Origin of the sequence: Sphingomonas sp. SFZ2018-12 (assembly GCF_022496715.1) — a bacterium.
Taxonomy (GTDB): domain Bacteria; phylum Pseudomonadota; class Alphaproteobacteria; order Sphingomonadales; family Sphingomonadaceae; genus Sphingomonas.
Genome location: NZ_WTFM01000001.1, coordinates 274,012 through 298,620 on the forward strand (window position 1 = coordinate 274,012; position 24,609 = coordinate 298,620).

Below are 24,609 nucleotides of genomic sequence, written 5' to 3' on the forward strand. Positions count from 1 at the left end.
CGGCACGTGACCGAGGCAGCAGTCGCACTCAACCGTTTCGGGCTGGGTGGCACCGCGGGACAGGCCGCGCCGGCGCGCCCGCGCGCGTGGCTGATCGAGCAATTCGCCCGTTATGCGCCGCGTCCCGCGCCGATCGCGGCGTTGCCCGCGACCACCGAAATCGCGACCGACATCGCCGATTATCTGGCCGAGCTGCGCGGCCTGCGGCGTGAGATGCGCGCGTCGGGCGGCGCCGCGGACGCGCCCGCGATGGCAGATCCGGCGACCCCCGGCGCGTTGCGTGCCGAGCGCCCCGAGGCATTGCGTGCCGTTCAGCAATTCGGCCGTCGCCAGCGGCGCGAATTCTATGCCGGCGCTGCGCATGCGCGCATGGTGGCCGCAGTGGCGAGCGAGAGCCCGTTCGTCGAGCGGCTGGTGCATTTCTGGGCCAATCACTTCGCGGTGTCCGCCGACAAGCAGGTGGTGGTGGGGCTGGCCGGGCAGCTCGAATTCGACGCGATCCGTCCGCATGTGCTGGGCAAGTTCGCCGATATGCTGAACGCGGTTGAGCGGCATCCGGCGATGCTGCTTTATCTCGACCAGGCCCAGTCGATCGGGCCGGACAGCCCGCTGGGCAGCCGGATCCGCGCGCGGGCCAATCGCCCGGTCGGGCTGAACGAGAATCTGGCGCGCGAAATCCTCGAGCTGCATACGCTCGGCGTCGATGGCGGCTATGACCAGGGCGATGTTACCGAGTTCGCCCGCGCCTTGACCGGCTGGACGGTGGCAGGGCTGGCGCGCGGCGCGGCGGCGGCGCGCTTCCTCCGCCAGGCGGGTCCGCCGGGAAGTTTTCAGTACGTTGACACCATCCATCAGCCGGGCGACCGCACCATCCTGGGCCGGCGCTATGCGGCGGGGGGCGAGGGTCAGGCGGCCGCCGTGCTGCGCGACCTTGCCACCCATCCGCGCACGGCGCGGCACATCGCGACCAAGCTCGCCCGCCACTTTTGCGCCGACGATCCGCCGCCCGCTCTGGTCGCGCGGCTGGAACGGGCATTCCTGGAGTCGGGCGGCGACCTGCCGAGCGTCTATCGCGCGCTCGTCGAGGCACCCGAGCCCTGGGCGCCGAGCGCGACGAAGTTCCGCACGCCATGGGACTGGTCGGTGGCCGCGGCGCGCGCGGTCGGCGGGCCGCCCCCGGCCAACCCGCTCGCCACCGCCAACCTGCTGAACCAGCTTGGCCAGCCGATCTGGCGACCGGGCTCGCCGGCGGGGTTCGACGATGTCGCGGCGAGCTGGGCGGGGCCGGACGCGCTGATGCGTCGGGTGGAGGCCGCGCAGGCGTTCGCCGCCCGGATGCGCGGCGAGGGCGATGCCCGCGCGCTCGCGGCCGCGCTGTTTCCCGGCAGCCTGAGCGCGTCGACCGGAAGCGCCATCGCGCGCGCCGAAAGCCCCGCCCAGGCGATCGCGTTGCTGCTGGTTTCGCCCGAGTTCCTGAGGAGATAGCGCGATGATCGATCGTCGTTCCATGATGCTGGCCGGGGGCATGGCCGCCGGCGCGCTGATCGTTGCGCCGCGCATGGCGCTCGCCGCCGCGGCGACCGACCGCCGCTTCGTCTTCATCATCCAGCGCGGGGCGGCGGATGGCCTGCACATCGCCGCACCGGTCGGCGATCCGGCCTTCGCCAGCGCACGCGGCGTGCTGGCCGAGGATGTCGCGAGCGCGCCGAAGCTGGACGGCATGTTCCGGCTGCATCCGGCGCTGTCCGGCCTGCACGCGCTCTATACGGGCGGCGAGGCACTGGTCGCGCACGCGGTCGCCTCGCCGTATCGCGATCGGTCGCATTTCGATGGCCAGAACATCCTCGAAACCGGCGGCACCGCTGCCTATGCGCGCAAGGACGGCTGGATGAACCGGCTGCTGACGCTCTTGCCCGAGGGCCAGCGCCAGGCGATCGCGATTGCCGCCACCGTGCCGATGGCGCTGCGCGGGCCAGCGGAAGTCGCAAGCTATGCGCCGTCGCAGTTGCCCGATGCGTCGGATGATCTGCTGGCGCGCGTCGCGATGCTCTATGCCGATGACGCGCAGCTGCACGGCCTGTGGGAACAGGCGACCGCCACGCGGGCGATCACCGGCGACATGGCGGCGGACAATGGCCGCAGCGCCGCCGCGACCGGGGGGCTGGCCGCCAAGCTGCTCGCGGCCGACAATGGCGCGCGGATCGCGATGATCGAAACCGGCGGCTGGGACACGCATGCCCAGCAGCGCGGGCGGATGGCGGCGCAGCTGCGCGGGCTGGACGCCATGATCGGCGCATTGAAAGACGGGCTGGGGGCGCATTGGGCGAACACGCTGGTCCTCGTCGCGACCGAGTTCGGCCGCACCGTTGCGCTCAACGGCACCCAGGGCACCGACCATGGCACCGCGTCGGCGGCCTTGCTGGCCGGCGGTGCGGTGAACGGTGGCCGCGTCATCACCGATTGGCCGGGGCTTGGCGCGCCCGCACTGCTCGACCGACGCGACCTGCGCCCGACAATGGCGCTCGACGCGCTGATTGCCGGGGCGGTGAGCGCGCATTTTGCGATCGACCCCGCCCGCTCGCTGGCGACGATGTTCCCGGATTCGCGCGGCGTCCGGCCGGTAGAGGGTCTGATCCGCGCCTGACGCAGCTATTGTTGTTGCGGCGCAACGCAAGTTGCTTTGACGCTCGTCGGGCCGTCCGATAGGTGCGGTGCCACCATGGCCCAGGCTCCGACTCTCGACCCCGCCGCGCCGGCGGTCCGCCGCACGGGCCTGATCCAGGCCATCTCGGCCTATCTGCTGTGGGGCTTTCTGCCGCTCTATTTCCTGCTGCTCAAGGCAGTGGGACCGGGCGAGATCGTCGCGCACCGCATCCTGTTTTCGGTCGTCGCGCTGCTGGCGGTCGTCGCGATTGCCGGGCGCTGGCGCCAGTTGCGTGCGGCGATCGCCAATCCGCGCGTGATGGGCCTGCTCACGCTCAGCGCCGCCTTCATCTCGGTCAACTGGCTGACCTATATCTGGTCGGTGCAGAACGGGCACGTCCTCGCCAGCAGCCTGGGCTATTATCTCAACCCGCTGGTCAATGTCGTGCTGGGCATGGTCGCGTTTCGTGAACGGTTGAATCGCGCGCAGATGGTGGCGGTCGCGCTGGCGACGGCCGGCGTCGCCATCCTGGCGGTCGGTGCCGGCACCGCGCTGTGGATCAGCCTGACGCTCGCGCTGGCGTTCGGCTTCTACGGCATGGTGCGCAAGATTGCGCCGGTCGATGCGCTGGAAGGCCTGTTGGTGGAAACGCTGATCCTGGCGCCGATCGCGCTCGGCTATCTGATCTTGCTGGCCCAGTCGGGTGCGCTGGCGATCGGGCGGGACGCGGGTGAAAGCGCACTGATGATCGGATCGGGCATCGTCACGGCGGTGCCGCTGCTGCTGTTCGCCGCCGCGACCAAGCGGCTGCCCTATTCGACGGTCGGGCTGCTGCAGTATATCGGCCCGACGATCCAGTTCGTGCTGGCCGTCACCTTGCTGGGCGAAACGCTGACCGCCGACTATATCCTGTGCTTCGCGCTGATCTGGACCGGGCTGTTCGTTTATGCCGGCAGCGGGGTCATGGGGTCGCTGCGCCTGCGACGCGAGCGCGCGGCCGCCGCGCGCGCCTGAACCCCGCCCCGACCGCGAACGGGCTTCAACCCGGCGCGCCGATCCGGTAAGCGGACCCACTTCCCGAACATGGAACCACCGATGACGCTCTATACCCGCTTTGCCGCGCATCTTGACGCGGCGCTCGACGCCCTGGTTGCCGCCGGTCAGCTGCTCGCCGGGCTCGACCGCCGCAACGTGACGGTCGAGCCGCCGCGCGACGCCACGCATGGCGATCTCGCGACCAATGCCGCGATGGTGCTGGCGAAGCCCGCCGGCACAAATCCGCGTGCGCTGGCCGAGCTGATCGTCGCGCGGCTGGCGGTGCTGGACGAAGTCGCGAGCGTGTCGGTCGCCGGCCCGGGCTTCATCAACCTGACGCTGACCGACGACACCTGGCGGGGCGAACTGGCTGCGATCCACGCGGCGGGCGGCGACTATGGCCGCTCGACGATGGGTGCGGGCACGACGGTCAACATCGAATATGTCTCCGCCAACCCGACCGGCCCGATGCACATGGGGCATTGCCGGGGGGCGGTGGTCGGCGACGCGCTCGCCAGCCTGCTCGAATTTGCCGGGCACAGGGTGATCCGGGAATATTATGTCAACGATGCGGGCGGTCAGGTCGACGTGCTCGCCCGCTCGGCGCATCTGCGCTACCGCGAGGCGCTGGGCGAGGATATCGGCACCATTCCCGAGGGGCTGTACCCCGGCGACTATCTGAAGCCGGTCGGCGCGCATCTGGCGGCCGAGCATGGCACCGCCTTTGTCGACCGGCCCGAGCGCGAATGGCTGGCGCTGTTCCGCAAGGAAGCGGTCGCGGCGATGCTGGAGATGATCCGCGCCGACCTGGCGCTGCTCGGTATTCATCACGACCTGTTCGCGTCGGAAGCCGAGGTGCAGGCGGCCGGCAAGCCCGAAGCGGCGGAAGCATGGTTGCGCGAACGCGACCTCGTCTATGACGGTGTCCTGGAAGCCCCCAAGGGCGAGACGCCCGAGGACTGGGAGCCGGTCGAGCTGCCGCTGTTCCGGTCGACCCGGTTCGGCGACGATCAGGACCGGCCGATCCGCAAGTCGAACGGGCAGTGGACCTATTTTGGTGCCGACCTCGCCTATCATTTCCAGAAGAGCCAGTCGGCGGATCAGTTGATCGACATCTGGGGCGCGGACCATGCCGGCACGGTCAAGCGTATCCAGGCCGCCGTCGCCGCGCTGACCGAGGGCAAGACGCGCTTCGACGTCAAGCTCGTCCAGATGGTCCGGCTGCTGCGCGGCGGCGAGCCGGTCAAGATGTCGAAGCGCGCCGGCAATTTCGTCACGCTGGCCGATGTCGTGAACGAGGTCGGCAAGGACGTGGTGCGCTTCACGATGCTGACCCGCAAGTCGGACGCCCAGATGGATTTCGACTTTGCCAAGGTGGTCGAGGCGTCGAAGGACAATCCGGTCTTCTACGTCCAGTACGCGCACGCCCGCGTCCATTCGCTGCACCGGCGTGCGGCGGAGGCGGGGATCGCGTGCGGTGACGCCGACCTGTCCCGGCTTGATACGGACGAGCTCGGGCTGGTGAAGCGCGCCGCGCAGTTCCCGCGCGTGGTGGAAGGCGCGGCGCTGGCCCGCGAACCCCACCGGATCGCCTTTTATCTCTACGATCTGGCGGCCGAGTTCCATGCGCTGTGGAACCGCGGCAACGACGATCCCGATCGGCGCTTTCTGATCCAAAATGACGCAGTGGTGACGTGCGCGCGGCTTTTCCTGGCCGACGCGATCGGGCAAGTCATCAAGAACGGCCTTGCCATCATGGGGGTGAAGGCGGTCGAGGAGATGAGTGGATGACCGACCAGACGATCGAGGAGGCCGAGGACAGACTGCCCTGGCTCGAATCGGTCGAGGAAGGTGAACCGCCGCGCGCGCCCGTCTGGCGGCTGGCGCTGATCATCGTCGCGATCGCCGCGTTGGTCGCCGCGATCGTCTATGCCGGCATGGCGCTGCAGCGCCAGCGCACCACCGACGGCGGCGGCGCGCTGATCCAGGCGGAAAAGGGCGATTACAAGGTCAAGCCCGACGATCCGGGCGGCATGAAGGTCGACGGCGACGGCGACACGGTGTTCGCAACCAGCGCGGGCGATGCCGCCAATGGGTCGGTCAATCTGGGCGCGGTCCCCGAAGCCCCGGTCGCGGGTCGCCCCGCGCCCAAGGCAGGCCCGACCCCCGGTGCCACCCCGACGGCGCGTGTCGTGACCGAGGTGCCGCGGACCGCCGGAAGCCTGTCCCCCAAGTCGTTGCCGGCGCCGGCGCTGCGCAGCGTGCCGATGTCGGGCGGCGGGTCGGTCGTCCAGCTCGGCTCCTTCCCCAGCGAGGCGACCGCCAACGCGGCGTGGCAATCCCTGTCGGCGCGCTTCGGCTATCTCGCGCCGCTCGGCAAGTCGGTGCAGCAGGCCGAGGTGAAGGGGCGCACCGTCTATCGCCTGCGCGTCAACGCGGGCAGCGCCACGCAGGCGGGCGAGATCTGCGCCAAGCTCAAGGTTGCTGGCGAACCCTGCTTCATTCCGGGCTGAGCAAGCCCGACCGCCCTGTCACGCGATGCGTGATCCCAGCGTCAGACCGGTCGGTCGTCACCGTCGGTGCGAGGGTCAGGAGCGTCGCGTATGGATGCCGGATCAAGTCCGGCATGACGGGCGGCGGGAATAATGCGTTCCGTCCTTGGTCACATAGGGCATGATGACGTTAGATTGACGCGCGCTCCAACGACGCCCTCGTCACCCCCGACTTGATCCGGGGTCCGGACGCGCCGGCGCATGGCGGAGTGCTGTGCTGCGGGCGGATCGGTGCCCGTGGAGCCTGGACGGCAAAACCTTACCCGCCGACCTCGTCATCGCCGCGATAGCGGATCTGCAGATAGCGTTCGCGCGTCGCGAGCTGGTCGAGCTGGCCTTCGGCGAGCTGTGCGGTCATCTGGGCGATCTCGGTATCGATCAGCCTGAGCCCCTCGACCAGCTGATCATTGGGGGTGCGGCCGTGGCGTTCGACGGTGCGCAGCGGCTGCGGAACCTGGGCATAGCCCTTGATCAGCTCGGGCAGCTGCTCGCCGACCAGCTTGCGCACCTCCGCTGCCGCCGGGGCGGCCTCGTCGAGCGTGACGAGCTGGGGGGCAAGCGTCTCCAACTTCAGCCCGATCTGATCGATCAGCGGCACCGCCGGGGCGGGCAGGGCGAGCCGCTGGGTTTCCAGCCATTGCTCGGTCTGCAGCGGCAGTGCCTTCAACGGCACCTGCGCCAGTTTCTCGGGCGAGGGCGGGACGACGACCGGGAAGATCGCGAAGAACAAAGTCGCGGCGATCAGCAGCGCCATCACCGCCAGTGCACCGCCCAGCCCGAGCGGCACGAACCAGCCGATCGCGACCGCCGCGATCAGGATCGCGATATCGGCGGCCGCGATCCGGCCCAGCCGGCGCAGGATCTCGCCCTCGCGGCGTCGCCGCGCGCGGCCGCGGGCGTCGCGATACCGGCCGCGGGTGCGGTCGAGATACTCGCTCGATCGGGCGATCTGGCGGTCGACGTCGGTCATGTCGGGGTTCATCTCCGGATCAAACCGCCTCAAGCTTGAAGGTTTCGCCGCCGCTGCCCGAATTCTGCGCGGCACCCTCGGCACGGGCGATGTAGCCCTTTGACTTCTCGACCTCGTTCGACAGGGTGTTGACCGTGGTCTTCATGCTGTCGAGCGCCTTCAGCTTGAACGTGTCGATCGCGTCCATCGTGTCATAGATATTCTGAAACGCGCGCTGCAGCGTCTCGACCGGCAGGGTCGATGCGGCGGCCTGTTCATGGATCGTCGCGGTCTGGCTTTTCAACAGCTTGCCAGTCGAATCGATGATGTTGGCGGTGGTGGTGTTGAGCTGGGTGATCTGTTCGAGCACCAGCTTCTGGTTGGTCATCGCCTGCGCGACCGTGACGGCGGTGCGCAGGGCCGCGACCGTCGTCGTGCTGGCGCGGTCGACGCCCTTGACCAGTTCGACATTGTTCTTCTTGACCAGATCGAGCGCCAGATAGCCCTGCACCGTCACCGCCATCTGGGTCAGCAGGTCCTGGGTTCGCTGGCGGACATAGAAGAGCGCGGTTTCGCGGACCGCCTTGGCCTTGGCTGGATCGCTGTGATCCAGTTCGTTGGCGCGATCCTCCAGCTTCTGGTCCATCGTCTTGGAGATGTGGATCATCTGCTCGAGGCGACCCATCGCCGCCCACAGATTCTGCCGCTCGACGTCGATCGCGGCATTGTCCATCAGCAGCTCGTCCTTGCCCGACTGGAGCGATTTCAGGATCGAGGCGATGTGCGTCTGGGCGGATTTGTAGCTGTCGAAATAATTGCGCAGCTTGTTGCCGAACGGGATGATGCCGAACAACCGCTGCGGCGCGGTCAGGTCGCCCTTGCGGCCCGGATCGAGGTCCTCGATGGTCCGGCGCAGTTCGGCGAGGTCGGATCCGACGCCGGTTTCCTGGTCCATGGCGCGGACCGGGCGGTCGAGGAAGCGGTTGGACTGGCCGGCGGCGTCGCGGATTTCCTTCTGACCCATCGCCGCGATCGCATCGACGCGCTTGCCGAATTCGGGCGAGTTGACGTCCTGGGCCAGCAGGTCGTCGATGAAGGTGTCGACGCGGGTTTCCAGCTCGGACTTCTTGGCTTCGTCGACCGGCACCAGCCCCGCGGCCTTTTCCGGCGCGACCGTGGGCACCGGGGCGGGCGGGGTCAGCGTCAATGTCGCTTCCTCGGTCGCGGTCTGCGTGGCCATTCGTCCCTCCAAAACCCTGTGTCGCGTGGACATTGACCGGGATTTGGTGGCGCTTCAAGTGTATTGCAAGACTAATACGCCATGACGTGCGACCGCTCCCCTTTCGCTGTCGCACAAAATCCGCTAAGCGCGCGCACGCACCACCTCCGCACATCGGGAACTGAAATGAATCTCCGCAACGTGGCGATCATCGCCCACGTCGATCATGGCAAGACCACGCTCGTCGACCAGCTTTTCCGCCAGTCCGGCACCTTCCGCGACAATCAGCGGGTCGAGGAGCGGGCGATGGACTCGAACGACCTCGAAAAGGAACGCGGGATCACGATCCTGGCCAAATGCACCTCGGTCGATTGGCAGGGCACGCGGATCAACATCGTCGATACCCCCGGCCACGCCGATTTCGGCGGCGAGGTGGAACGCATCCTGAGCATGGTCGACGGCGTCATCCTGCTGGTCGATTCATCCGAAGGCGCGATGCCGCAGACCAAGTTCGTGACCGGCAAGGCGCTGGCGCTGGGGCTCAGGCCCATCGTCGTCGTGAACAAGATCGACCGTCCCGACGAGCGGATCCAGGAAGTGCTGGACGAAGTGTTCGACCTGTTCGTCAGCCTGGAGGCAAGCGACGAGCAGCTCGATTTCCCGGTGCTCTACGCGTCGGGCCGCAACGGCTATGCCAACGAGGACCCGAGCCTGCGCGAGGGCACGCTGGCGCCGCTGTTCAACAAGATCGTCGATCACGTCCCGCCGCCGTCGGCCGACCCCGACGGCCCGTTCAAGTTCCTGGTGACGTTGCTCGACCGCGACAATTTCCTCGGCCGCATCCTGACCGGCCTCGTCTTTTCGGGCTCGATCAAGACCAACATGCCGATCCACGCGCTCGATGCCGACGGCAACGTGGTCGAGACCGGCCGCGCGTCGAAGCTGATGACCTTTCGCGGGCTGGAGCGCGTGCCGACCGACGAGGCGCAGGCCGGCGACATCATCAGCCTGGCCGGGCTGACCACCGCGACGGTCGCCAACACCATCTGTGACCCCAGCGTCACCGAACCGCTGCAGGCGCAGCCGATCGATCCGCCGACGCTGTCGATGCGCTTCGCGGTCAACGATTCGCCGATGGCGGGGCGCGAGGGCACCAAGGTCACCTCGCGCATGATCCGCGACCGCCTGTTCCGCGAGGCCGAGTCCAACGTCGCGATCAAGGTGACCGAGTCGGCCGACCGCGACAGTTTCGAAGTCGCCGGGCGCGGCGAGCTTCAGCTCGGCGTGCTGATTGAGACGATGCGCCGCGAGGGCTTCGAACTCGGCATCAGCCGCCCGCGCGTGCTGTTCGGCACCGACGAGGCCGGCAACCGGACCGAACCCTATGAAACCGTCGTCATCGACGTGGACGAGGAATATTCGGGCACGGTCGTCGAGAAGATGAACCTGCGCAAGGCCGAGATGACCGACATGCGCCCGTCGGGCGGCGGCAAGATCCGCATCACCTTCTCCGCGCCCAGCCGCGGCCTGATCGGCTATCACGGCGAGTTCCTGTCCGACACGCGCGGCACCGGCATCATGAACCGGCTGTTCGAGAAATACGGGCCGCACAAGGGCAATATCGAAGGCCGCAAGAACGGCGTGCTCATCTCCAACGGCGCGGGCGAGGCCCAGGCCTATGCGCTAGGGCCCCTGGAAGAGCGCGGCATCCTGTTCGTCGGGCATGGCGAGGCGCTGTACGAGGGCATGATCATCGGCGAGAACGCCAAGACGGATGACCTGGAGGTCAACCCGATGAAGGCGAAGCAGCTGACCAACTTCCGCGCGAGTGGCGGCAAGGACGATGCGATCCGGCTGACCCCGCCCAAGAAGATGACGCTCGAACAGGCGATCGCCTATATCGACGATGACGAGCTCGTTGAGGTGACGCCCAAGTCGATCCGGCTGCGCAAGCTCCACCTCGATCCGCACGAGCGCAAGCGCGCCAGCCGCGCCAAGGCGGCCTGACGGCGTTCAGGCGAAGGCGCGGGCAAGCGCCGCGTTCAGGGTCACGATCAGCTGATCGACATCGCGCTGCGCGTCGAGCGTCGCCCTGTCGAGCAGCAGGCGGAGCGTGCCGGCGCGTCTGAGGAAGACGGCGGGCAATGCGGCGTCGATCGCCGGCCAGTCGCGACGAAAGCCGTCGCGGTGATAGAAGCGGGCGGGACAGGGCAGGGTGCGCAGATACGTGCGCCAGGCCGGGCGCATCGTGAACGCGCCATAGGTCACCGCGCACAGCGAACAGGGATAGGTGCTGGGCGACACGATCTTGTGGATCATGTCGCCCAGCGCCGCGATCACGCCGTCGGGCGCGTTGTAGACAAAGACCAGTTCGACCGCCTCGACGCGGCTCGGACCCCTGGGCACAGGGGCGTCACCGGTCATCGGCATCGGCGCGATCAGCGCACCCCGATGATATCGGGGATGCCATCGGGATCGTTGGTGACCCTGCCGCCGTTGCGCACCGAGCCGATCAGGAGCAGCCCGGACAAATGCGGTGCCGCCATCGACGTGCCCGAAAGCGTGGCGTAACCGCCGTTCAGATATGTCGATGGGATCGACACCCCCGGCTCCGCCACGTCGATCGGCGGATTGCCGAAATTGGAGAAGGTCGCGAACCGGCCGTTGCGGTCGAACGCCGATACGGTGAAGACGTTGGGCCCATTGGCGCGGGCGGGGCTGGTCGTCGCCGCGTTGACCGCCGAGTTGCCCGCCGCGAGGACGAAGCGCACGCCCGTCGACGCCGCGTTGATGACCGCGGCGTCGAGCGCACTCGACGCGCCGCCGCCCAGGCTCATATTGGCGATGTCGCCAGGCCGGCCATTGGCAGCCACATAGTCGATGCCGGCGATGATGCCGGAATTGGACCCCCGGCCGCTGCTGTCGAGGACACGCACCGCCACCACCCGGGTGCAGGGCGCGACGCCCACCACGCCAATGCCGTTGTTGCATGCCGCGATCGTGCCCGCGACATGGGTACCGTGGCCGTTCCCGTCATTGGGCGACGGATCGCCGACGAAGCTGGCGCTGCGCGTCACATCGACGTTCAGGTCGGGGTGATCGAGGTCGATGCCGGAATCGAGCACCCATGCGGTTGCGCCCGAGGTGATCGCGCCGCCGCCGACGCGCGTGATGCCCCACGGCACGGTCTGGGTGGCCTGGATGGTGCTGCCGCCGGGCTGCGCCGTTGCCTGGGCCTCGTCCTCCGGGATGGTGACGACGCGGTCCTGCTCGCAATAGGCGATCGTGCGGTCAAACGCCTTCATCCGCTCCACCGCCTGGGCGGGCAGGTTCACCGTGAAGCCCTGCATCGCGGAGAAATAGACATGTTTCAGCTTGCCGCCCTGCGCCTTCACGGCGCGACTCGCTTCCTTCGCGACATTCGACTTGGCCACCGACTTGTCGAAGACGCAGATATACTGGTCTTCGATCGGTTCGCCGCGTTTCGCCAGCGCAGGCGTGGCGAGCATGGTGCATCCGATAATCGACGCAACGAGGAGTGTTTGACCTTGCATGTGACGCGACCCCATTTTTTGTTGGACCCGGACGAATGCTCCGCCTGTTCATGACGCGCGTCAAGCTGGGCTTGGTGTAAATTGCTGTTTATACAACACTTTTGGATGTATCACTGGTGTCGAGCGCCATGATCAGCGCCCATTGCGCGGGCGTGACGGGGGACACCGAAAGCCGCGACTGGCGCAGCATCGCCATGTCGGCCAACCCCGCCGCCGCCTTCATCCGTGCCAGCGTGACCGGCGGGGTGACCGGGCGGATCGGGCGCACCATCACCGCGACCCAATCCGCGTCGGCAGGGTCCGGATGCGGCCCGCCGCTCACCTCCATGATGCCGACCACCGCCTTGTCCCCGCCGGAGTGGTAGAAGAACGCCTGGTCCCCCGGCTGCATCGCGCGCAGGTGCAGCCGCGCGGCATTGTTGCGCACCCCGTCCCAGCGGGTTTCGCCGTCACGGACCAGGTCGTCCCAGCCATAGGTGTCGGGTTCGGACTTCATCAGCCAATAGGCCATTGGCGCGCGCTCCTTTCGTCGTTTCTGAACAACGGGTTCGGCCAGGGTTCAGCTTTGCCCGGCGATACTGCCGGCAATGGGTGGCCGATGCCATCCCTGGCCCTGAGGAGGTGGAGATGAACGCGCTTTTGACCAAGCTCGGCCTCGGCACCGCATTGGCGGCGACGACGCTTGCCGTCGCGGTACCGGCGGAGGCCCGGCGCTATTATCGCGACCGTGACGATGCCGCCGCCGCGGCGGCGATCGCGGGGATCGCCGGTATCGCCATCGGCGCGGCGATCGCGAGCGACCGCGACCGCTATTATGACGACGATTATTACTATTACGATCGCCCGGGCCCCCGCTTTTATGGCCCGCGCTACGTCTATCCGCGCCGCGGTTACTGGGGTCCGCCGCGCCGCTATTATGACGATTGCAGGGTTCGACGCGTCTATGATCCCTATCTCGGCCGGCGCGTGCGTGTGCGCTATTGCTGACAACTGACCGTGGCGTTGCCGACGCGCGCGCCACGGTCGCAATATCGTGCCGGGCGCGTTATGGGATGACGCATGAGCAGCCCGCCAGATTCGCCGCCACGTGCCGGGCTCGACCCGTCCGATCCCTATGCCCGCACCGCGCAGACCTTTCCGGTGCTCGACGACGCCATGGCGGAGCGGGTCGCGTCATTCGGCACGATCGAGACGGTCGAGGACGGGACCTTCATTTTCGAGCGCGGCCAGCGCAGCGTCGATTTCTTCCTGATCCTGTCGGGCGAGATCGAGATCATCGATCATAGCGGCGAGACGGACAGCATCGTCCACAGCCATCGCGCCAACCAGTTCACCGGCGAGCTCGACCTGTTCAACGACCGCAAGATCCTGGTCAGCGGGCGCGCGATCGGCGACACGCGCGTGGTCCGCATCAAGCGGCCCGATTTCCGGCGCATGATCGCGGCCGAGCCCGACATCGGCGAGATCATCATGCGGGCCTTCATCCTGCGCCGCGTCGCGCTGATGAAGCATGCCCAAGGCGGCGTGACGCTGGTCGGCCCGGCGCACCTTTCGAACATGGTGCGGCTGGAGACGTTCCTGACCCGCAACGGCTATCCGCATCGGACCATCGACACCGAAAGCGACGCCGATGCGGCCGGCTTCCTCGCCTGCTTCAACTTGACCGAGGCGGACCTGCCGGTGGTGATCGCCGAGGGGGCGCCGCTGCGCAACCCGACCAACGCCGCGCTCGCCGATGCGCTGGGCCTGACAGTGCAGATCGATTGCAACCGGGTCCACCATCTTGCCGTCATCGGCGCGGGCCCCTCCGGATTGGCGGCGGCCGTCTATGCGGCGTCCGAGGGGTTGGAGACGGTGGTGGTCGAGGCAGTCGCGCCGGGCGGCCAGGCAGGCACCAGCAGCAAGATCGAGAATTATCTCGGCTTTCCCACCGGAATCTCCGGCCAGGCATTGGCGGGGCGCGCTCAGGTACAGGCCCAGAAATTCGGTGCCCAACTCGCTATCTCGCGCGCCGTCGCCGAACTCGACTGCAGCGAACGTCCGTTCCGCCTGCGGCTGGAGGACGGCCAGCAACTTTGCGCCGAAGCCATCGTGGTTGCGACCGGCGCGCGCTATCGCAAGCTCGACCTGCCCGACTATGCGCGGTTCGAGGGCAACGGCATTCATTATGCCGCAACCGCGATGGAGGCGTCGCTATGCGCCGACACGCATGTCGTCGTGGTCGGCGGCGGCAATTCGGCTGGGCAGGCCGCGATCTTCCTGTCGCGGACCGTCGCGCACGTCCACATCCTGGTGCGCGGGGAGGGGCTGGCGTCGACGATGTCCCGCTACCTGATCGAGCGGATTGAGGCAGCCGACAAGATCACGCTTCATCCGTTCACCGAGATCAGCGAACTCCACGGCGATGCCCAGCTGCGCGAGGTGACCTGGACCGACCGGCGCAGCGGCGCGACGCATCGGCAGGCGGTCGGCGCGCTGTTCGTGATGATCGGTGCCGAGCCCAACACCCACTGGCTCGACGGGTGCCTCGAACTCGATGAAAAGGGCTTCGTGCTGACCGATCGCAATTCGCGGCTGTTCGAAACGTCGCGCCCGGGCATTTTCGCGGTCGGCGACGTGCGATCGGGATCGATCAAGCGGGTCGCTTCCGGCGTGGGCGAGGGGTCGGTCGTGGTGTCGGCCATTCACAAATATCTGGCGGAAATCGGCGCGGTCGAGTAACGGCGCTCGCCATGAGCGATACACCCCCCGACCGCCTGTCGATCAATCCGCGCAGCCCGTATTTCGACGGCGACCTGCTGCAACGCGGCATCGGCATCCGCTTCAAAGGTACCGAGCGCAAGGATGTCGAGGAATATTCGATTTCCGAAGGCTGGATCCGCGTCGCCGTCGGCAAGAAGGTCGACCGGCACGGCCACCCGCTGACGATCAAGCTGAGCGGCCCGGTCGAGGCATGGTTCCAGGACAGCGGCGTCGGTGCCGATGCGGCGGACGCGGACGCGGACGCGGGCGACGCGTGACGCACGCGACGCGGTCACGGCGGCTGCGTCCATGCTTTCTTAGGCAGCCCCGGCTATGTTCGGCGTCATGACCGAAGTCCCGTGCATGAAGCCGGTCGAGCCGCTCGCGCTGAACCACAGCTGGCCGCTGTTCGATCGCACCCGGCGGTTCGACCTCGGATCGGTTCAGCTCGAACCCGTGCTGCGCTGGCCGCTCGATCCGAATGCCGCGCAGAGCCAGGCGCTCGCCGAGCATGGCGTCGGGCTGTGGGAATGCGATCTGTCGAGCGGGCGTCTCGCATGGTCGGGGGCCGTGCACGACCTGTTCGGCGTACCGCGCCACGTGGCGCCCAGCCGTCCGCACGCGCTGTCGGTCTATGCCGACGAATCACGCGCGGCGATGGAGCGCCTGCGCGACTATGCGATCAAGCATCGCCGCGGCTTCACGATCGATGTCGAGCTCCGCCCCGGCGGGACGACACGCTGGATGCGTCTGATCGCCGCGCCGGTCTGTGCCGACGATGGCACCCCGCTCAGCCTTCACGGGATCAAGTTCGCGCTCTAGCCGCGGCCCGCTCGATCCAGCCGACCGCGAAGGCGGTGATATCGGCTGCATCCACCAAGATCGCCGTTGCGCTGCCGACCCGCCCCGTGCTTCCGGAACCGGTGGCGAGATAGTCGGCGACGATCTCGTCGAAATAGCTGTCGGACAGGCCCTCGACGATCGCCTCGCTGTCCTCGAAATAGGTGCACCACCGCCATGATGTGCCGCCATCCGGGTTGCGAAACGGGATTTCGACCCGGAAGGTACGCTTGTCGGGAATGTCGGCGAGATGTTCGGCGTGGTGCAGAAGGGTCAGCGATTGGCCCGGTGCGCCGATCAATAATGCGCGTCCCTGCGCCTCGACCAGCCGGGCGAGCGGCGACCCGGGGCCATAGCCATAGTCGAGCGGTTGCCCATCGGTGAGCCACGCGGCGCGCGCGCCGATGGCGGCCATGCTGCAATTCGGATTGCCGCTGCGCCTGGCGCCCGGAGTCGTCCGGACGAATTCGGCGAAGGCGCCATTTTCGCGCATCGACCGCGACGTGAGCGGATCGAAGGGGGGCACATGATCCCGCCATTGCGCGGGTACGCTGCCGTCCTCGGCCGTCAGGCTCTCCTGATAGTCTCCGTTCCAGTCGGTGGCGACCAGCAGCGTGCCGCCATCGCCGATCGTGTCGCGGATCGCGCCGATCAGCGTGTCCGGCCCGCCCAGGATCGGCCCGACGGCGCGCAGCCCGACATGCACCTCGACCGTGTCGCTCGCACCCAGGCCGAGCGCGGCCAGGTCACGGGCCAGCGCGGTGCGCGTCCACAGCTCAGTCATCCGCGATGTGCCGCGGTTGTCGCCGCGATCCCGGATCGTGGCGCATCCGAAACGCCCCGGTCAGCCACACGATCGGCGGGTCGCATCCAGCGGTCCGCGATCAATGGACGAAGCGCGCCACGACGTCGCGATAGGAGCGGCTGACTTTCACCTGCGCACCCGAATCGAGCACCAGGAAACATTCGCCGTTGGTGTGCGGCTTGACCTGCTTGACCAGGTCGAGATTGACGATCGTCGACCGGTGCACGCGCTGGAAACGACGGGGATCGAGGCGCTTTTCCAGGTCCTTCATCGTTTCGCGCAAGATCAGCGTGTTGTCGGCGGTATAGATGCACATATAATCGCCCGCCGCGTCGATGCGTTCGATCGTGTCGACGTCGACGCGGAAAATCTGGCCGCGGTCCTTGATGTTGATCAGCCGCTCGAACCGGCTGGACGTAACCGGGTCGGTGCCCGCATCGGCGAATTCCTCGGCGGCTTCGGGCGCGACCTCGGCCAGCACTTCCTTGAGCTTCTCGACCTCGGCCTGGCCGCGCTTTTCCGAGAGGCGCTGGCGCACGCGGTCCAGCGTGTCGGCAAGCCGCGCCTCCTCGACCGGCTTGAGCAGATAGTCGACCGCCTGCGCCTCGAACGCGCGGATGGCATGGTCGGAATAGGCGGTCACGAAGACGAACAGCGGCGGTTCGACCTCCATCAGCCCCTGGACCACCGAAAAGCCGTCGAACCCCGGCATCTGGATGTCGAGGAACACCAGATCGGGCTTATGGGTCTTGATCGCGCGGATCGCCTCGCGACCGTTGACGCATTTGTCGATGATCTCGACGTCCTCATGCTCCTGCAGCCGGAGCTCCAGTCCCTGGATCGCCAGGGGTTCGTCGTCGACTAGGATGGTACGGATGGTCATGCTGCCTCGCGGTTGGGTTCTTCAACCTGGAACGGTATCTCGATTTCAACGCGGAACCCGCCGCCCGGGTTCGATCGTGCTTCGAAACGGTGATCGGGACCGAACGCCTGTGCCAACCGCTCCCTCGTATTGGCCAGACCCACGCCCGTGGACAGGCTTGGCCGACGCGCGCGTTCGTTCAAGCCCGGACCGGTGTCGGACACGATGATCTGCACCCTGTCTCCGTTCAACCGTGCGGCGACCGCGATATCCGCACCCTCCTCCAGCGGCGTCACGGCATATTTGATCGCGTTCTCGACCAGCGGCTGCAGCAGCAGCGACGGCAGGCGCGCCTTCACGGTGCGCGCGTCGATGTCGAAGCTCGTGCGCAGCCGCTCGTCGAAGCGCATCTTCTCGATATCGAGATAGAGTTTCAGCGTCTCGACTTCCTGTGCCAGCGTCACCTGTGCGGTCGGTTCGTTGGCGAGCGTGTAGCGCAGGAACGAGGACAGCCGGCTGAGCATCGCATTGGCGCGCTCGGTCTGCTTGAGCAGCACCAGCGTCGAGATCGAGTTGAGCGTGTTGAAGAGAAAATGGGGGTTGAGCTGATAGCGAAGCATCGCCAGCTGCGCGGTCGACGCCTGGCTTTCCAGCAGCTGCATCTGGTCGATCTGCCGTTCGACGATCAGGTAGAAGTTGATCCCGAAATACAGCGCCGACCACCCCGCCAGCACGGTGAAGGTGAGGAACAGCACGCCGAGGAAGAAGCGCAGCGTGATCTCCGGCGTGCCGGTGCGGATGAACGAGAAGATGAAGGCGTCGATGAACGCATAGAGGACGGTCGCCGCCGCCAGCGTCGCGATCGTCAGCGCGATGCTCTGGAACCGCGGCAGCTTGCGCGAATAGCCGTAGAGCACCGACATGAGCAGCGTCAGGCAATAGCCGACGATCGCCTCGATGATCGCCGCCACCGCCGGCTCGATCGACGGGTTGTTGCCGAGCAGCGAAACCGCGCGCAGGATGAGGTAGCCGCTCCAGCCCGCCGCCTGCAGGATCCAGAAGGCGCGGGATTTGTCCTCGAAAAACGGCCGGGAGAGCAGGGCGGAGGTCATGGGCGGGCGTGCGGTCTTTCGGGTCGGCGCAGTGCCCTCTCACATATCCCGGCTTAACGATTGCGGCAAACCGGCATAGGCTGGCGTCACGACACGATGATGGAAAGGACGAGCCGGATGACCGATCATCCCCATGCCGATCAGGCGCGCGCGCAGTTTCGGGCCATGACCGAGGGGACGGCTGAGGACTGGGCGATTATTGCCGGGCATTTTCGCGACTTTGCCGACGGGCTCGCCGACCGCGTGCTCGCGCATCTCCGGCTGCTCGACGGCGACTATGGCGGCTTTCCGGTCGACCGGCTGACTCATTCGCTGCAGACCGCGACCCGCGCGCATCGCGACGGGCGGGGCGAGGATTACGTCGTGATGGCGCTGCTCCACGACATCGGCGACACGCTCGGCAGCTACAACCATCCCGAAATCGCCGCCGCGATCCTCAAGCCCTTCGTGTCGGAGGAGTTGCACTGGATTGCGCAGAATCATGGCGCGTTCCAGGGCTATTATTATTTCCACCACCTCGGCATGGACCGCGACCTGCGCGAGCGGTTCCGCGGCAGCGCGCATTACGACGCCTGTGCCGAATTCTGCCATCTCTACGACCAGGCCGCGTTCGATCCCGACTATGCGAGCGAGCCGCTCGCGTTCTTCGAGCCGATGGTGCGCCGCGTCTTCGCGCGCCCGATCAACAGCATGTACGCGAAGGTGAGCGCGCCGGCGGCCGCCTGAGCCCCACGCCCGCTCACCAAAGGACACGGCACCAGCGAAAACCGCCGCCCCATTGCTGGGGCGGCGGCTGTCGTTTCGTTCGGCCTTGCGGCGTGTCAGAAGCGGAAACGCGCGCCCAGACGGATCTGATACAGCGACGGACGCGTCACCAGCTGGACGTTCGGCTGCTCGACGCGCGAGTAGCGATACTGGGTGCAGTTGCCGCCGCTGAGCGCCGCGCACTCGACGGTGACCGCAGCCGCGGTCTGCGGGAACGCCACCTGGCGCAGCGAGCCCCAGTCCGAGTCGATCAGGTTGAGGACGTTTTCGATGTCCGCATAGACCTCGATCCGGCTCTTTCCGATGAAGGTCGGAATTTCCTGACCGACGTGCAGGTCGACCTTGAAGAAGTCGGGCGACTGCTCGCTGTTCTTGCGCACCACCGCGCCGCGCTTCAGGCCGAACTGGTCGACCAGATTGTTGAACGCGGTCTCGGTCGCCGCCGAGTCGAATACGACGCGGGGATCGTTGAGCTGGGGCACGTAAAGCAGGACGCGCGAACCGTTGCCGACGGTTCCGAACACCGGCAAACGCCCGGTGCCGCGATCGATCATGGTCAGGCTATACGGCCGACCCGAGCGATATTCGCCGAACAGGCTGACGCGCGTCTTGTAGTCGCCGAAGAAGGCATGGTTGTAATCGATCGAGAATTTGTACTGGTCCTTGATCTGATAGATCGAGGTGCCTTCCGCCGGGATGTTCGGGTCCACGAACGCGTTGTTGCTGTAGAGCGAACCCGCCGTCGCCGAGGTGATCGCATTGACGTCGGTGACGTCGGAGCGGGTGTAGCTCGCATCGACGGTCAGGCCGAAATCCCAGGCCTTGCTGACCCGCGCGACGCCGATAAACGAGCGTCCGCCGGTCGAATTGGTCATCACTAGGTCCTGGTTGGTCGTCGCGATGCCGTTCAAGGGGCCATAGCGGGTGCGGCCGTCCGGAAGCGTGCCGATCGGCACCGAGCGCCGGTCCGTCCACTGATAGGCATTGACGATATTGCCGTAGAGGAAGTCGGCGCCGAACAGCCAGCCGTCACCGAGCGGGCCGAGATCGGCTTCATAGCTGGCCGACAGGGTCGCGCGCAGCTGCGATGCCAGTTCCAGGTCCGGATCGATCGCATTGACCGGTGCCAGCGCGAGCGACGCCGTGTTGTTGACCAGGAAGTTGGTCAGCGACGCCGGGTAGCTGGTGCCGGTCACGCCATCCAGCGCGCCGCAGGTGCCGGAAGCCGCGCAATTGGCGCGCGTGATGTCGACCAGGTTGGTCAGCTGGCCCGTGTTGGAAAAGCTGTTCGACAGGAACACGTCGGGCGTGCCGCCGCCGAAGATGCCCGCGCCGCCGCGAATGATCAGGCGATCGGTCGCCTGCCAGTTGAAGCCGATACGCGGCTGGAGCACGCCGCGACCGGTGAACGTGAAGCTGTTGGGAAAGCCGAGGCGGCCGGTGAAGTTGGTGTTCAGCTGCGGGCGCTCGGGATTGTTGAACAGGTCGTAGCGCGCACCATAGGTCAGCTGGAAATCGGGCGTGATCTGCCAGTCGTCCTGGAACCCGATCGTGTACGACTGGGTCGAGAAGCGCGCGGCGGCGTCGTCCGAATCGAGGCTCGGCACCGCACCGGCAAGGCGAAGGCGATCGGCACGGCGCGCCTGGAACGACGCGATCGAGTCGAAATAGATGTCGCCCAGCGACCGCTGCAGGAACAGGTTGAAGGTCGAGATGTCGGTATAGCCGAACAGCGCGCGGATGGTGTGATCGCCCAGCGTCGCGCGGGCGGTGAAATCGAGCGACAGGTTTTCCTGGCGCAGCGAGTTGGCGTGGCGGCTGATGTCCGGACCGAAGAACAGACGCGAGCCGTTGCAAACTGTCGCCGAGCCGACCGACGTCGGATCGAGGCAGACTTCGAACTGGCCGATGTCGCGGCCGCCGAACGGATCCTGGTTACGGTTATAGTCGCGATAGCTGGCGCGGAACTCGGTCGAGAAATTGTCCGACCAGGTCGAATTGAGCTGGAAGACGCCCGAATTGACCTCTTCGCGCAGCTCATAGCCGTTCGACTGCAGGCCCAGCGCCTGGGGGGCGGTCAGGACGACGTTCTGCTGGAGCTGCTGCGTGCCGACGTTGCGGATATAGGTCAGCGACGCGCGGTGATCATTGCTGATGTTCCAGTCGAGCTTGCCGGCGAACTTCTCGTCGCTCTCGACCGCGTTCTGGATCAGGCCCTGGGTGTCGTAATTGTAGACCGACTGCGCGATCGACGAGACCTGATCGACATTGGCGAGAGTGATGCCCGGAACCTGGTTCGCGAACCCCGGGCCGACGCCGTCGTCGAACGGATCCTTCTCATCCAGCCGCTCATAGGCGAACATGAAGAACAGCTTGTCCTTGATGATCGGACCGCTGATCAGGCCGCCATATTGCTTCGAATCAAACTCCAACGCGATGTCGCGGCCGCGGCTGCGCGACCCGGTCAGGCTCTGGTCGGTGTAGGTGAAGAAACCCGAGCCCGAAAATTCGTTGGTGCCCGAACGCAGGATGACGTTGATCGCGCCGCCCTGGAAGTCGCCTTCGGAAATGTCGTACGGCGCGACCTTGACCGACAGCTGTTCGATCGCGTCGAACGGCACCGGGCCGCGGCTGGTGGGCAGACCGCCATTGTTCAGGCCGAAGTCGTCGGAAAACTGTACGCCGTCGACCGAGAAGCGGTTGAGGCGGCCGTTCTGGCCGGCGATTTCGATGGTCCGCGAGTTGGACAGGTCGATGGTCGCGAACGGATCGCGACGAACGATGTCGCGAATGTCGCGGTTGACCGTCGCGATGCCGTCAATGTCCTCACGGTTCAGCGTCGTGAGCGGGCCGTTGCTCTGCACGCGCGCGATCCGCGAGCCGGTGATGACGATGTCCGCGGTCGCGAGCTCGACGTTCACGCGCGACACCTGGCCCGCGGTCAGGAACACGTCGGACACTTCGCCCGTCTGGCCCTCGGCCGTCCGCGCGGTGATGGTGAAGGGACCGCCGACGCGAAGGCCGGAGGCATTGAAGTTGCCGCCTTCGTCGGTCGTCGCGGTGCTGGTCGTGTTCGAGGGCAGGTGCGTGATCGTCACCTCCGCATTGGCCGCGGGCGCGCCTTCGATCACGACCTGGCCGCGGATCGATGACGTGGTATCCTGGGCATAGGCCGCTACGGGAACGACCAGGGCAGCCGCAGCTGCGCCGAAAAGCAGATGATGTCGCATCGAAAACCCCTTGGTTTTTGAAAGAACCGGCTCAACCGGCCGGTTTTGATTCCGTTAACGCGGCCCCTGCGCGCGGAATGTGTCAGATGAGTTACAGCTTTGACGAGTCCGCAATGTCGGTCATGCTGCGTTGCAAAATAGCATCACCGCCCGCGGACGGTATCGTGCCGGGCGTCAGGCGCGTGCCGCCGCGACAATCGCGGCCCAGGCGGCTTCGTCGATCACCTGAACCCCGAATTCGGCGGCTTTTTTGAGCTTCGATCCCGCGCCGGGACCGGCGACGACCAGGTCGGTCTTTGCCGACACCGATCCGCTGACCCGCGCGCCCAGCGCTTCGGCCTGGGCCTTGGCCTCGTCGCGACTCAGCGTCTCGAGGGTGCCGGTGAAGACGACGGTCTTGCCGGTTACCTCCGACTGCGCGACCGCGTGGACGAACGCGTTCGGCTTGACCTGGGTCAGCAGGTCGTCCCACACCGCGACATTGTGCGGCTCGGCGAAGAAGTCGCTCAGCGCCTGCGCGACGCTGGGTCCGATGCCGTCGATCGCCTCGATCTCGCCGCGGCGATCGGGATCGCGGGCGACGGCAGCGACCGCCTCGACCGTCCCGAAGGCTTTCAGCAGGTCGCGCGCAGTGACCTTGCCGACATGGCGGATGCCCAGCCCGAACAGGAAGCGCACCGGATCGGGCCGGCGCTTCGCCTCGATCGCGGCGAGCAGATTGTCGACCGACGTCTCCGCCCAGCGTTCGCGGCCCAGCAGCACGTCGCGCTGTGCGTGCAGGCGGAAGATGTCGGCGGGCGAATGGACCAGGCCGTCGCGGAAGAAGGTTTCGATGGTGACCCCGCCCATCCCCTCGATGTCCATCGCGGCGCGGCTGACGAAATGGCGCAGGCGTTCGACGCGCTGGGCGGGACAGATGAGCCCGCCGGTGCAGCGGATATCGACTTCGCCCGCCTCGGCGACCGCGTCCGACCCGCATTCGGGGCAGGCGGCGGGGAAGGTCCATGCCGCCCGCGCGACCTCGCGCGTCAGGTTCTCGACGATCTGGGGAATGACGTCGCCCGCGCGCTGCACGACGACGCGGTCGCCGGGGCGCACGCCCAGCCGGGCAATCTCGTCGGCATTGTGCAGCGTCGCGTTGGTCACGACGACGCCGCCGACCGTCACCGGTTCCAGCCGCGCGACCGGGGTCAGCTTGCCGGTGCGCCCGACCTGGATGTCGATCGCGCGCAGCGTCGTTTCGGCGCGCTCGGCCGGGAATTTGTGCGCCAGAGCCCAGCGCGGCGCGCGTCCGACGAAGCCAAGCCGCACCTGCCAGTCGAGCCGGTCGACCTTGTACACCACACCGTCGATGTCGAAGGGCAGGTCGGCGCGCGCGCGCTCGATCGCGCGATAGACCGCAAGCGCGCCGTCGATGTCGTCGGTGACGGCGAAGGCGTCGGCGACCCCGAAGCCAAAGCCGCGCAATGCGGCGACCACCTCGCCCTGGGTTTCGCCCGGTACCCGGCTCGCCTCGCCCCAGCCATGCGCCAGGAAGCGCAGCGGCCGCGATGCGGTGACGCCGGCGTCCTTCTGGCGCAGCGATCCGGCGGCGGCATTGCGGGGATTGGCGAACTGGCGTGCCGGCTTGCCGGTCGCCTCTGCCGCCGCAGCCAGTTGCCGGTTCAGCGCGGCAAAGGCGGCCTTCTCCATATAGACTTCGCCGCGCACCTCGAACACCTCCGGGGCGCCGGCCAGCGTCGCGGGAATATCCGCAATCGTGCGGACATTGGCGGTCACGTCCTCGCCCACCTGGCCGTCGCCGCGTGTCAGCGCACGCACCAGCGCGCCGCGCTCATAGCGCAGCGCGCAGGACAGGCCGTCGATCTTGGGCTCGGCGGTCAGCCGCACCGGGGCGTCGTCGGGCAGCGCCAGGAAACGGCGGACGCGCCCGACGAAATCGGCGACATCCTCGTCCGAAAAGCCGTTGTCGAGGCTGAGCATCGGCCGGCTGTGCGCGACCTTGGCGAGATGCTCGGCGGGGGCCGCACCGACGCTCAGCGACGGCGAATCGCTGCGCACCAGATGCGGAAACGCCGCCTCGATCGCGGCATTGCGGCGGACCAGCGCATCGAACGCCGCATCGCTGATCTCGGGTGCGTCGTCACCGTGATAGCGCGCGTTGTGATAGGCGATCCGCTCGGCCAGCCGCGCCAGCTCGGCTTCAGCCTCGATATCGGTGGCGGGCAGGGGCTCGGGCGGGCTCACGACGCGTGCGGTACGAAGCGCGGCGGCCTCGATCAAGCCCCTGTGCGTCGCCG

21 protein-coding genes are annotated in these 24,609 nt (G+C 67.2%); 11 read left to right on the top strand and 10 right to left on the bottom strand.

The annotated features are described in order from the left end of the window. Nucleotides 1–6: 6 nt before the first annotated feature. The 5 genes from GO308_RS01300 (at nt 7) to GO308_RS01320 (ending at nt 6,192) form a co-directional block, all read left to right on the top strand. Entirely contained in the window at nt 7–1,485 is a 1,479-nt protein-coding gene (locus GO308_RS01300; protein WP_240883590.1) for a DUF1800 domain-containing protein, read from the top strand. Between the two features lie 4 nt (nt 1,486–1,489). Then, complete coding sequence (locus GO308_RS01305) at nt 1,490–2,644, top strand: DUF1501 domain-containing protein (protein ID WP_240883591.1); 1,155 nt, start codon at nt 1,490–1,492, stop codon at nt 2,642–2,644. Between the two features lie 75 nt (nt 2,645–2,719). Next, nucleotides 2,720–3,658 carry an EamA family transporter RarD gene (rarD, locus tag GO308_RS01310; RefSeq protein WP_240883592.1) on the top strand — a complete coding sequence of 313 codons (939 nt, stop codon included), beginning with the start codon at nt 2,720–2,722 and terminating at the stop codon, nt 3,656–3,658. Nucleotides 3,659–3,739: 81 nt separating this feature from the next. Continuing rightward, the gene (gene argS / locus GO308_RS01315; RefSeq protein WP_240883593.1) at nt 3,740–5,470 is read left to right on the top strand and encodes an arginine--tRNA ligase; all 1,731 of its coding nucleotides are present in this window, start codon (nt 3,740–3,742) and stop codon (nt 5,468–5,470) included. Further along, complete coding sequence (locus GO308_RS01320; protein WP_066480397.1) at nt 5,467–6,192, top strand: SPOR domain-containing protein; 726 nt, start codon at nt 5,467–5,469, stop codon at nt 6,190–6,192. The genes argS and GO308_RS01320 overlap by 4 nt, the downstream gene beginning before the upstream one ends. A 298-nt stretch (nt 6,193–6,490) precedes the next feature. Here the strand turns inward: GO308_RS01320 and GO308_RS01325 are convergent, their stop codons facing one another. Next, a complete protein-coding gene (locus tag GO308_RS01325) occupies nt 6,491–7,201 on the bottom strand; it encodes a hypothetical protein (protein WP_066673140.1) in 711 nt (236 codons plus the stop codon). Between the two features lie 19 nt (nt 7,202–7,220). Next, on the bottom strand, nt 7,221–8,420 hold the full coding sequence (locus tag GO308_RS01330) for a toxic anion resistance protein (RefSeq protein ID WP_066551217.1): 1,200 nt from the start codon (nt 8,418–8,420) through the stop codon (nt 7,221–7,223). A 165-nt stretch (nt 8,421–8,585) separates the two neighbouring features. Here GO308_RS01330 and typA point away from each other — a divergent pair, with 165 nt between their 5' ends. Continuing rightward, nucleotides 8,586–10,406: a translational GTPase TypA gene (typA, locus tag GO308_RS01335; RefSeq protein ID WP_240883594.1), complete on the top strand. Its 1,821-nt coding sequence runs from the start codon at nt 8,586–8,588 to the stop codon at nt 10,404–10,406. Nucleotides 10,407–10,412: 6 nt separating this feature from the next. Here typA and GO308_RS01340 read toward each other — a convergent pair whose 3' ends face one another. From GO308_RS01340 to GO308_RS01350, 3 genes are all read right to left on the bottom strand, one after another. After that, a complete protein-coding gene (locus tag GO308_RS01340; RefSeq protein WP_066551221.1) occupies nt 10,413–10,823 on the bottom strand; it encodes a hypothetical protein in 411 nt (136 codons plus the stop codon). Nucleotides 10,824–10,837: 14 nt separating this feature from the next. After that, complete coding sequence (locus GO308_RS01345; RefSeq protein ID WP_066480402.1) at nt 10,838–11,908, bottom strand: S8 family peptidase; 1,071 nt, start codon at nt 11,906–11,908, stop codon at nt 10,838–10,840. 133 nt (nt 11,909–12,041) lie between these two features. After that, entirely contained in the window at nt 12,042–12,464 is a 423-nt protein-coding gene (locus GO308_RS01350) for an EVE domain-containing protein (protein WP_066480404.1), read from the bottom strand. Nucleotides 12,465–12,580: 116 nt separating this feature from the next. Here GO308_RS01350 and GO308_RS01355 point away from each other — a divergent pair, with 116 nt between their 5' ends. The 4 genes from GO308_RS01355 to GO308_RS01370 all read left to right on the top strand — a co-directional run bounded on the left by GO308_RS01355 (nt 12,581) and on the right by GO308_RS01370 (nt 15,517). Continuing rightward, nucleotides 12,581–12,940, top strand: a complete 360-nt coding sequence (locus tag GO308_RS01355; RefSeq protein ID WP_240883595.1) for a hypothetical protein — start codon at nt 12,581–12,583, stop codon at nt 12,938–12,940. Nucleotides 12,941–13,012: 72 nt separating this feature from the next. Then, on the top strand, nt 13,013–14,674 hold the full coding sequence (locus GO308_RS01360; protein WP_240883596.1) for a cyclic nucleotide-binding domain-containing thioredoxin-disulfide reductase: 1,662 nt from the start codon (nt 13,013–13,015) through the stop codon (nt 14,672–14,674). Nucleotides 14,675–14,685: 11 nt separating this feature from the next. Next, entirely contained in the window at nt 14,686–14,973 is a 288-nt protein-coding gene (locus GO308_RS01365) for a DUF3297 family protein (protein WP_066551232.1), read from the top strand. Between the two features lie 67 nt (nt 14,974–15,040). After that, a complete protein-coding gene (locus GO308_RS01370) occupies nt 15,041–15,517 on the top strand; it encodes a hypothetical protein (protein WP_231729648.1) in 477 nt (158 codons plus the stop codon). Here the strand turns inward: GO308_RS01370 and aac(3) are convergent. The 3 genes from aac(3) to GO308_RS01385 form a co-directional block, all read right to left on the bottom strand. Continuing rightward, nucleotides 15,501–16,319 (bottom strand): aminoglycoside 3-N-acetyltransferase, encoded by an 819-nt coding sequence (gene aac(3), locus GO308_RS01375; protein ID WP_066673132.1) that lies wholly within the window; start codon nt 16,317–16,319, stop codon nt 15,501–15,503. The genes GO308_RS01370 and aac(3) overlap by 17 nt on opposite strands. 100 nt (nt 16,320–16,419) lie before the next feature. Then, entirely contained in the window at nt 16,420–17,223 is an 804-nt protein-coding gene (locus GO308_RS01380; protein ID WP_066480415.1) for a LytTR family DNA-binding domain-containing protein, read from the bottom strand. Continuing rightward, complete coding sequence (locus tag GO308_RS01385; protein WP_066480416.1) at nt 17,220–18,314, bottom strand: histidine kinase; 1,095 nt, start codon at nt 18,312–18,314, stop codon at nt 17,220–17,222. Before GO308_RS01385 ends, GO308_RS01380 begins: the two co-directional genes overlap by 4 nt. 117 nt (nt 18,315–18,431) lie before the next feature. Here GO308_RS01385 and GO308_RS01390 point away from each other — a divergent pair, with 117 nt between their 5' ends. Continuing rightward, nucleotides 18,432–19,040: an HD domain-containing protein gene (locus GO308_RS01390; protein WP_066480609.1), complete on the top strand. Its 609-nt coding sequence runs from the start codon at nt 18,432–18,434 to the stop codon at nt 19,038–19,040. Between the two features lie 95 nt (nt 19,041–19,135). Here GO308_RS01390 and GO308_RS01395 read toward each other — a convergent pair whose 3' ends face one another. Both GO308_RS01395 and ligA read right to left on the bottom strand, forming a co-directional pair. Next, a complete protein-coding gene (locus GO308_RS01395) occupies nt 19,136–22,309 on the bottom strand; it encodes a TonB-dependent receptor (protein WP_066546888.1) in 3,174 nt (1,057 codons plus the stop codon). 174 nt (nt 22,310–22,483) lie between these two features. Continuing rightward, on the bottom strand, nt 22,484–24,556 hold the full coding sequence (ligA, locus tag GO308_RS01400; RefSeq protein WP_240883597.1) for an NAD-dependent DNA ligase LigA: 2,073 nt from the start codon (nt 24,554–24,556) through the stop codon (nt 22,484–22,486). Nucleotides 24,557–24,609 lie beyond the last annotated feature (53 nt).

What these genes read in the sequence shown, in the direction of transcription:
- GO308_RS01350 (WP_066480404.1), bottom strand. Translation starts at nt 12,464, where the DNA reads ATGGCCTATTGGCTGATGAAGTCCGAACCCGACACCTATGGCTGGGAC.
- argS (WP_240883593.1), top strand. Translation starts at nt 3,740, where the DNA reads ATGACGCTCTATACCCGCTTTGCCGCGCATCTTGACGCGGCGCTCGAC.
- GO308_RS01365 (WP_066551232.1), top strand. Translation starts at nt 14,686, where the DNA reads ATGAGCGATACACCCCCCGACCGCCTGTCGATCAATCCGCGCAGCCCG.
- GO308_RS01390 (WP_066480609.1), top strand. Translation starts at nt 18,432, where the DNA reads ATGACCGATCATCCCCATGCCGATCAGGCGCGCGCGCAGTTTCGGGCC.
- GO308_RS01360 (WP_240883596.1), top strand. Translation starts at nt 13,013, where the DNA reads ATGAGCAGCCCGCCAGATTCGCCGCCACGTGCCGGGCTCGACCCGTCC.
- GO308_RS01355 (WP_240883595.1), top strand. Translation starts at nt 12,581, where the DNA reads ATGAACGCGCTTTTGACCAAGCTCGGCCTCGGCACCGCATTGGCGGCG.
- GO308_RS01325 (WP_066673140.1), bottom strand. Translation starts at nt 7,201, where the DNA reads ATGACCGACGTCGACCGCCAGATCGCCCGATCGAGCGAGTATCTCGAC.
- GO308_RS01320 (WP_066480397.1), top strand. Translation starts at nt 5,467, where the DNA reads ATGACCGACCAGACGATCGAGGAGGCCGAGGACAGACTGCCCTGGCTC.
- GO308_RS01370 (WP_231729648.1), top strand. Translation starts at nt 15,041, where the DNA reads ATGACCGAAGTCCCGTGCATGAAGCCGGTCGAGCCGCTCGCGCTGAAC.
- GO308_RS01305 (WP_240883591.1), top strand. Translation starts at nt 1,490, where the DNA reads ATGATCGATCGTCGTTCCATGATGCTGGCCGGGGGCATGGCCGCCGGC.
- GO308_RS01385 (WP_066480416.1), bottom strand. Translation starts at nt 18,314, where the DNA reads ATGACCTCCGCCCTGCTCTCCCGGCCGTTTTTCGAGGACAAATCCCGC.
- GO308_RS01380 (WP_066480415.1), bottom strand. Translation starts at nt 17,223, where the DNA reads ATGACCATCCGTACCATCCTAGTCGACGACGAACCCCTGGCGATCCAG.
- GO308_RS01330 (WP_066551217.1), bottom strand. Translation starts at nt 8,420, where the DNA reads ATGGCCACGCAGACCGCGACCGAGGAAGCGACATTGACGCTGACCCCG.
- typA (WP_240883594.1), top strand. Translation starts at nt 8,586, where the DNA reads ATGAATCTCCGCAACGTGGCGATCATCGCCCACGTCGATCATGGCAAG.
- GO308_RS01345 (WP_066480402.1), bottom strand. Translation starts at nt 11,908, where the DNA reads ATGCTCGCCACGCCTGCGCTGGCGAAACGCGGCGAACCGATCGAAGAC.
- GO308_RS01395 (WP_066546888.1), bottom strand. Translation starts at nt 22,309, where the DNA reads ATGCGACATCATCTGCTTTTCGGCGCAGCTGCGGCTGCCCTGGTCGTT.
- rarD (WP_240883592.1), top strand. Translation starts at nt 2,720, where the DNA reads ATGGCCCAGGCTCCGACTCTCGACCCCGCCGCGCCGGCGGTCCGCCGC.
- GO308_RS01340 (WP_066551221.1), bottom strand. Translation starts at nt 10,823, where the DNA reads ATGACCGGTGACGCCCCTGTGCCCAGGGGTCCGAGCCGCGTCGAGGCG.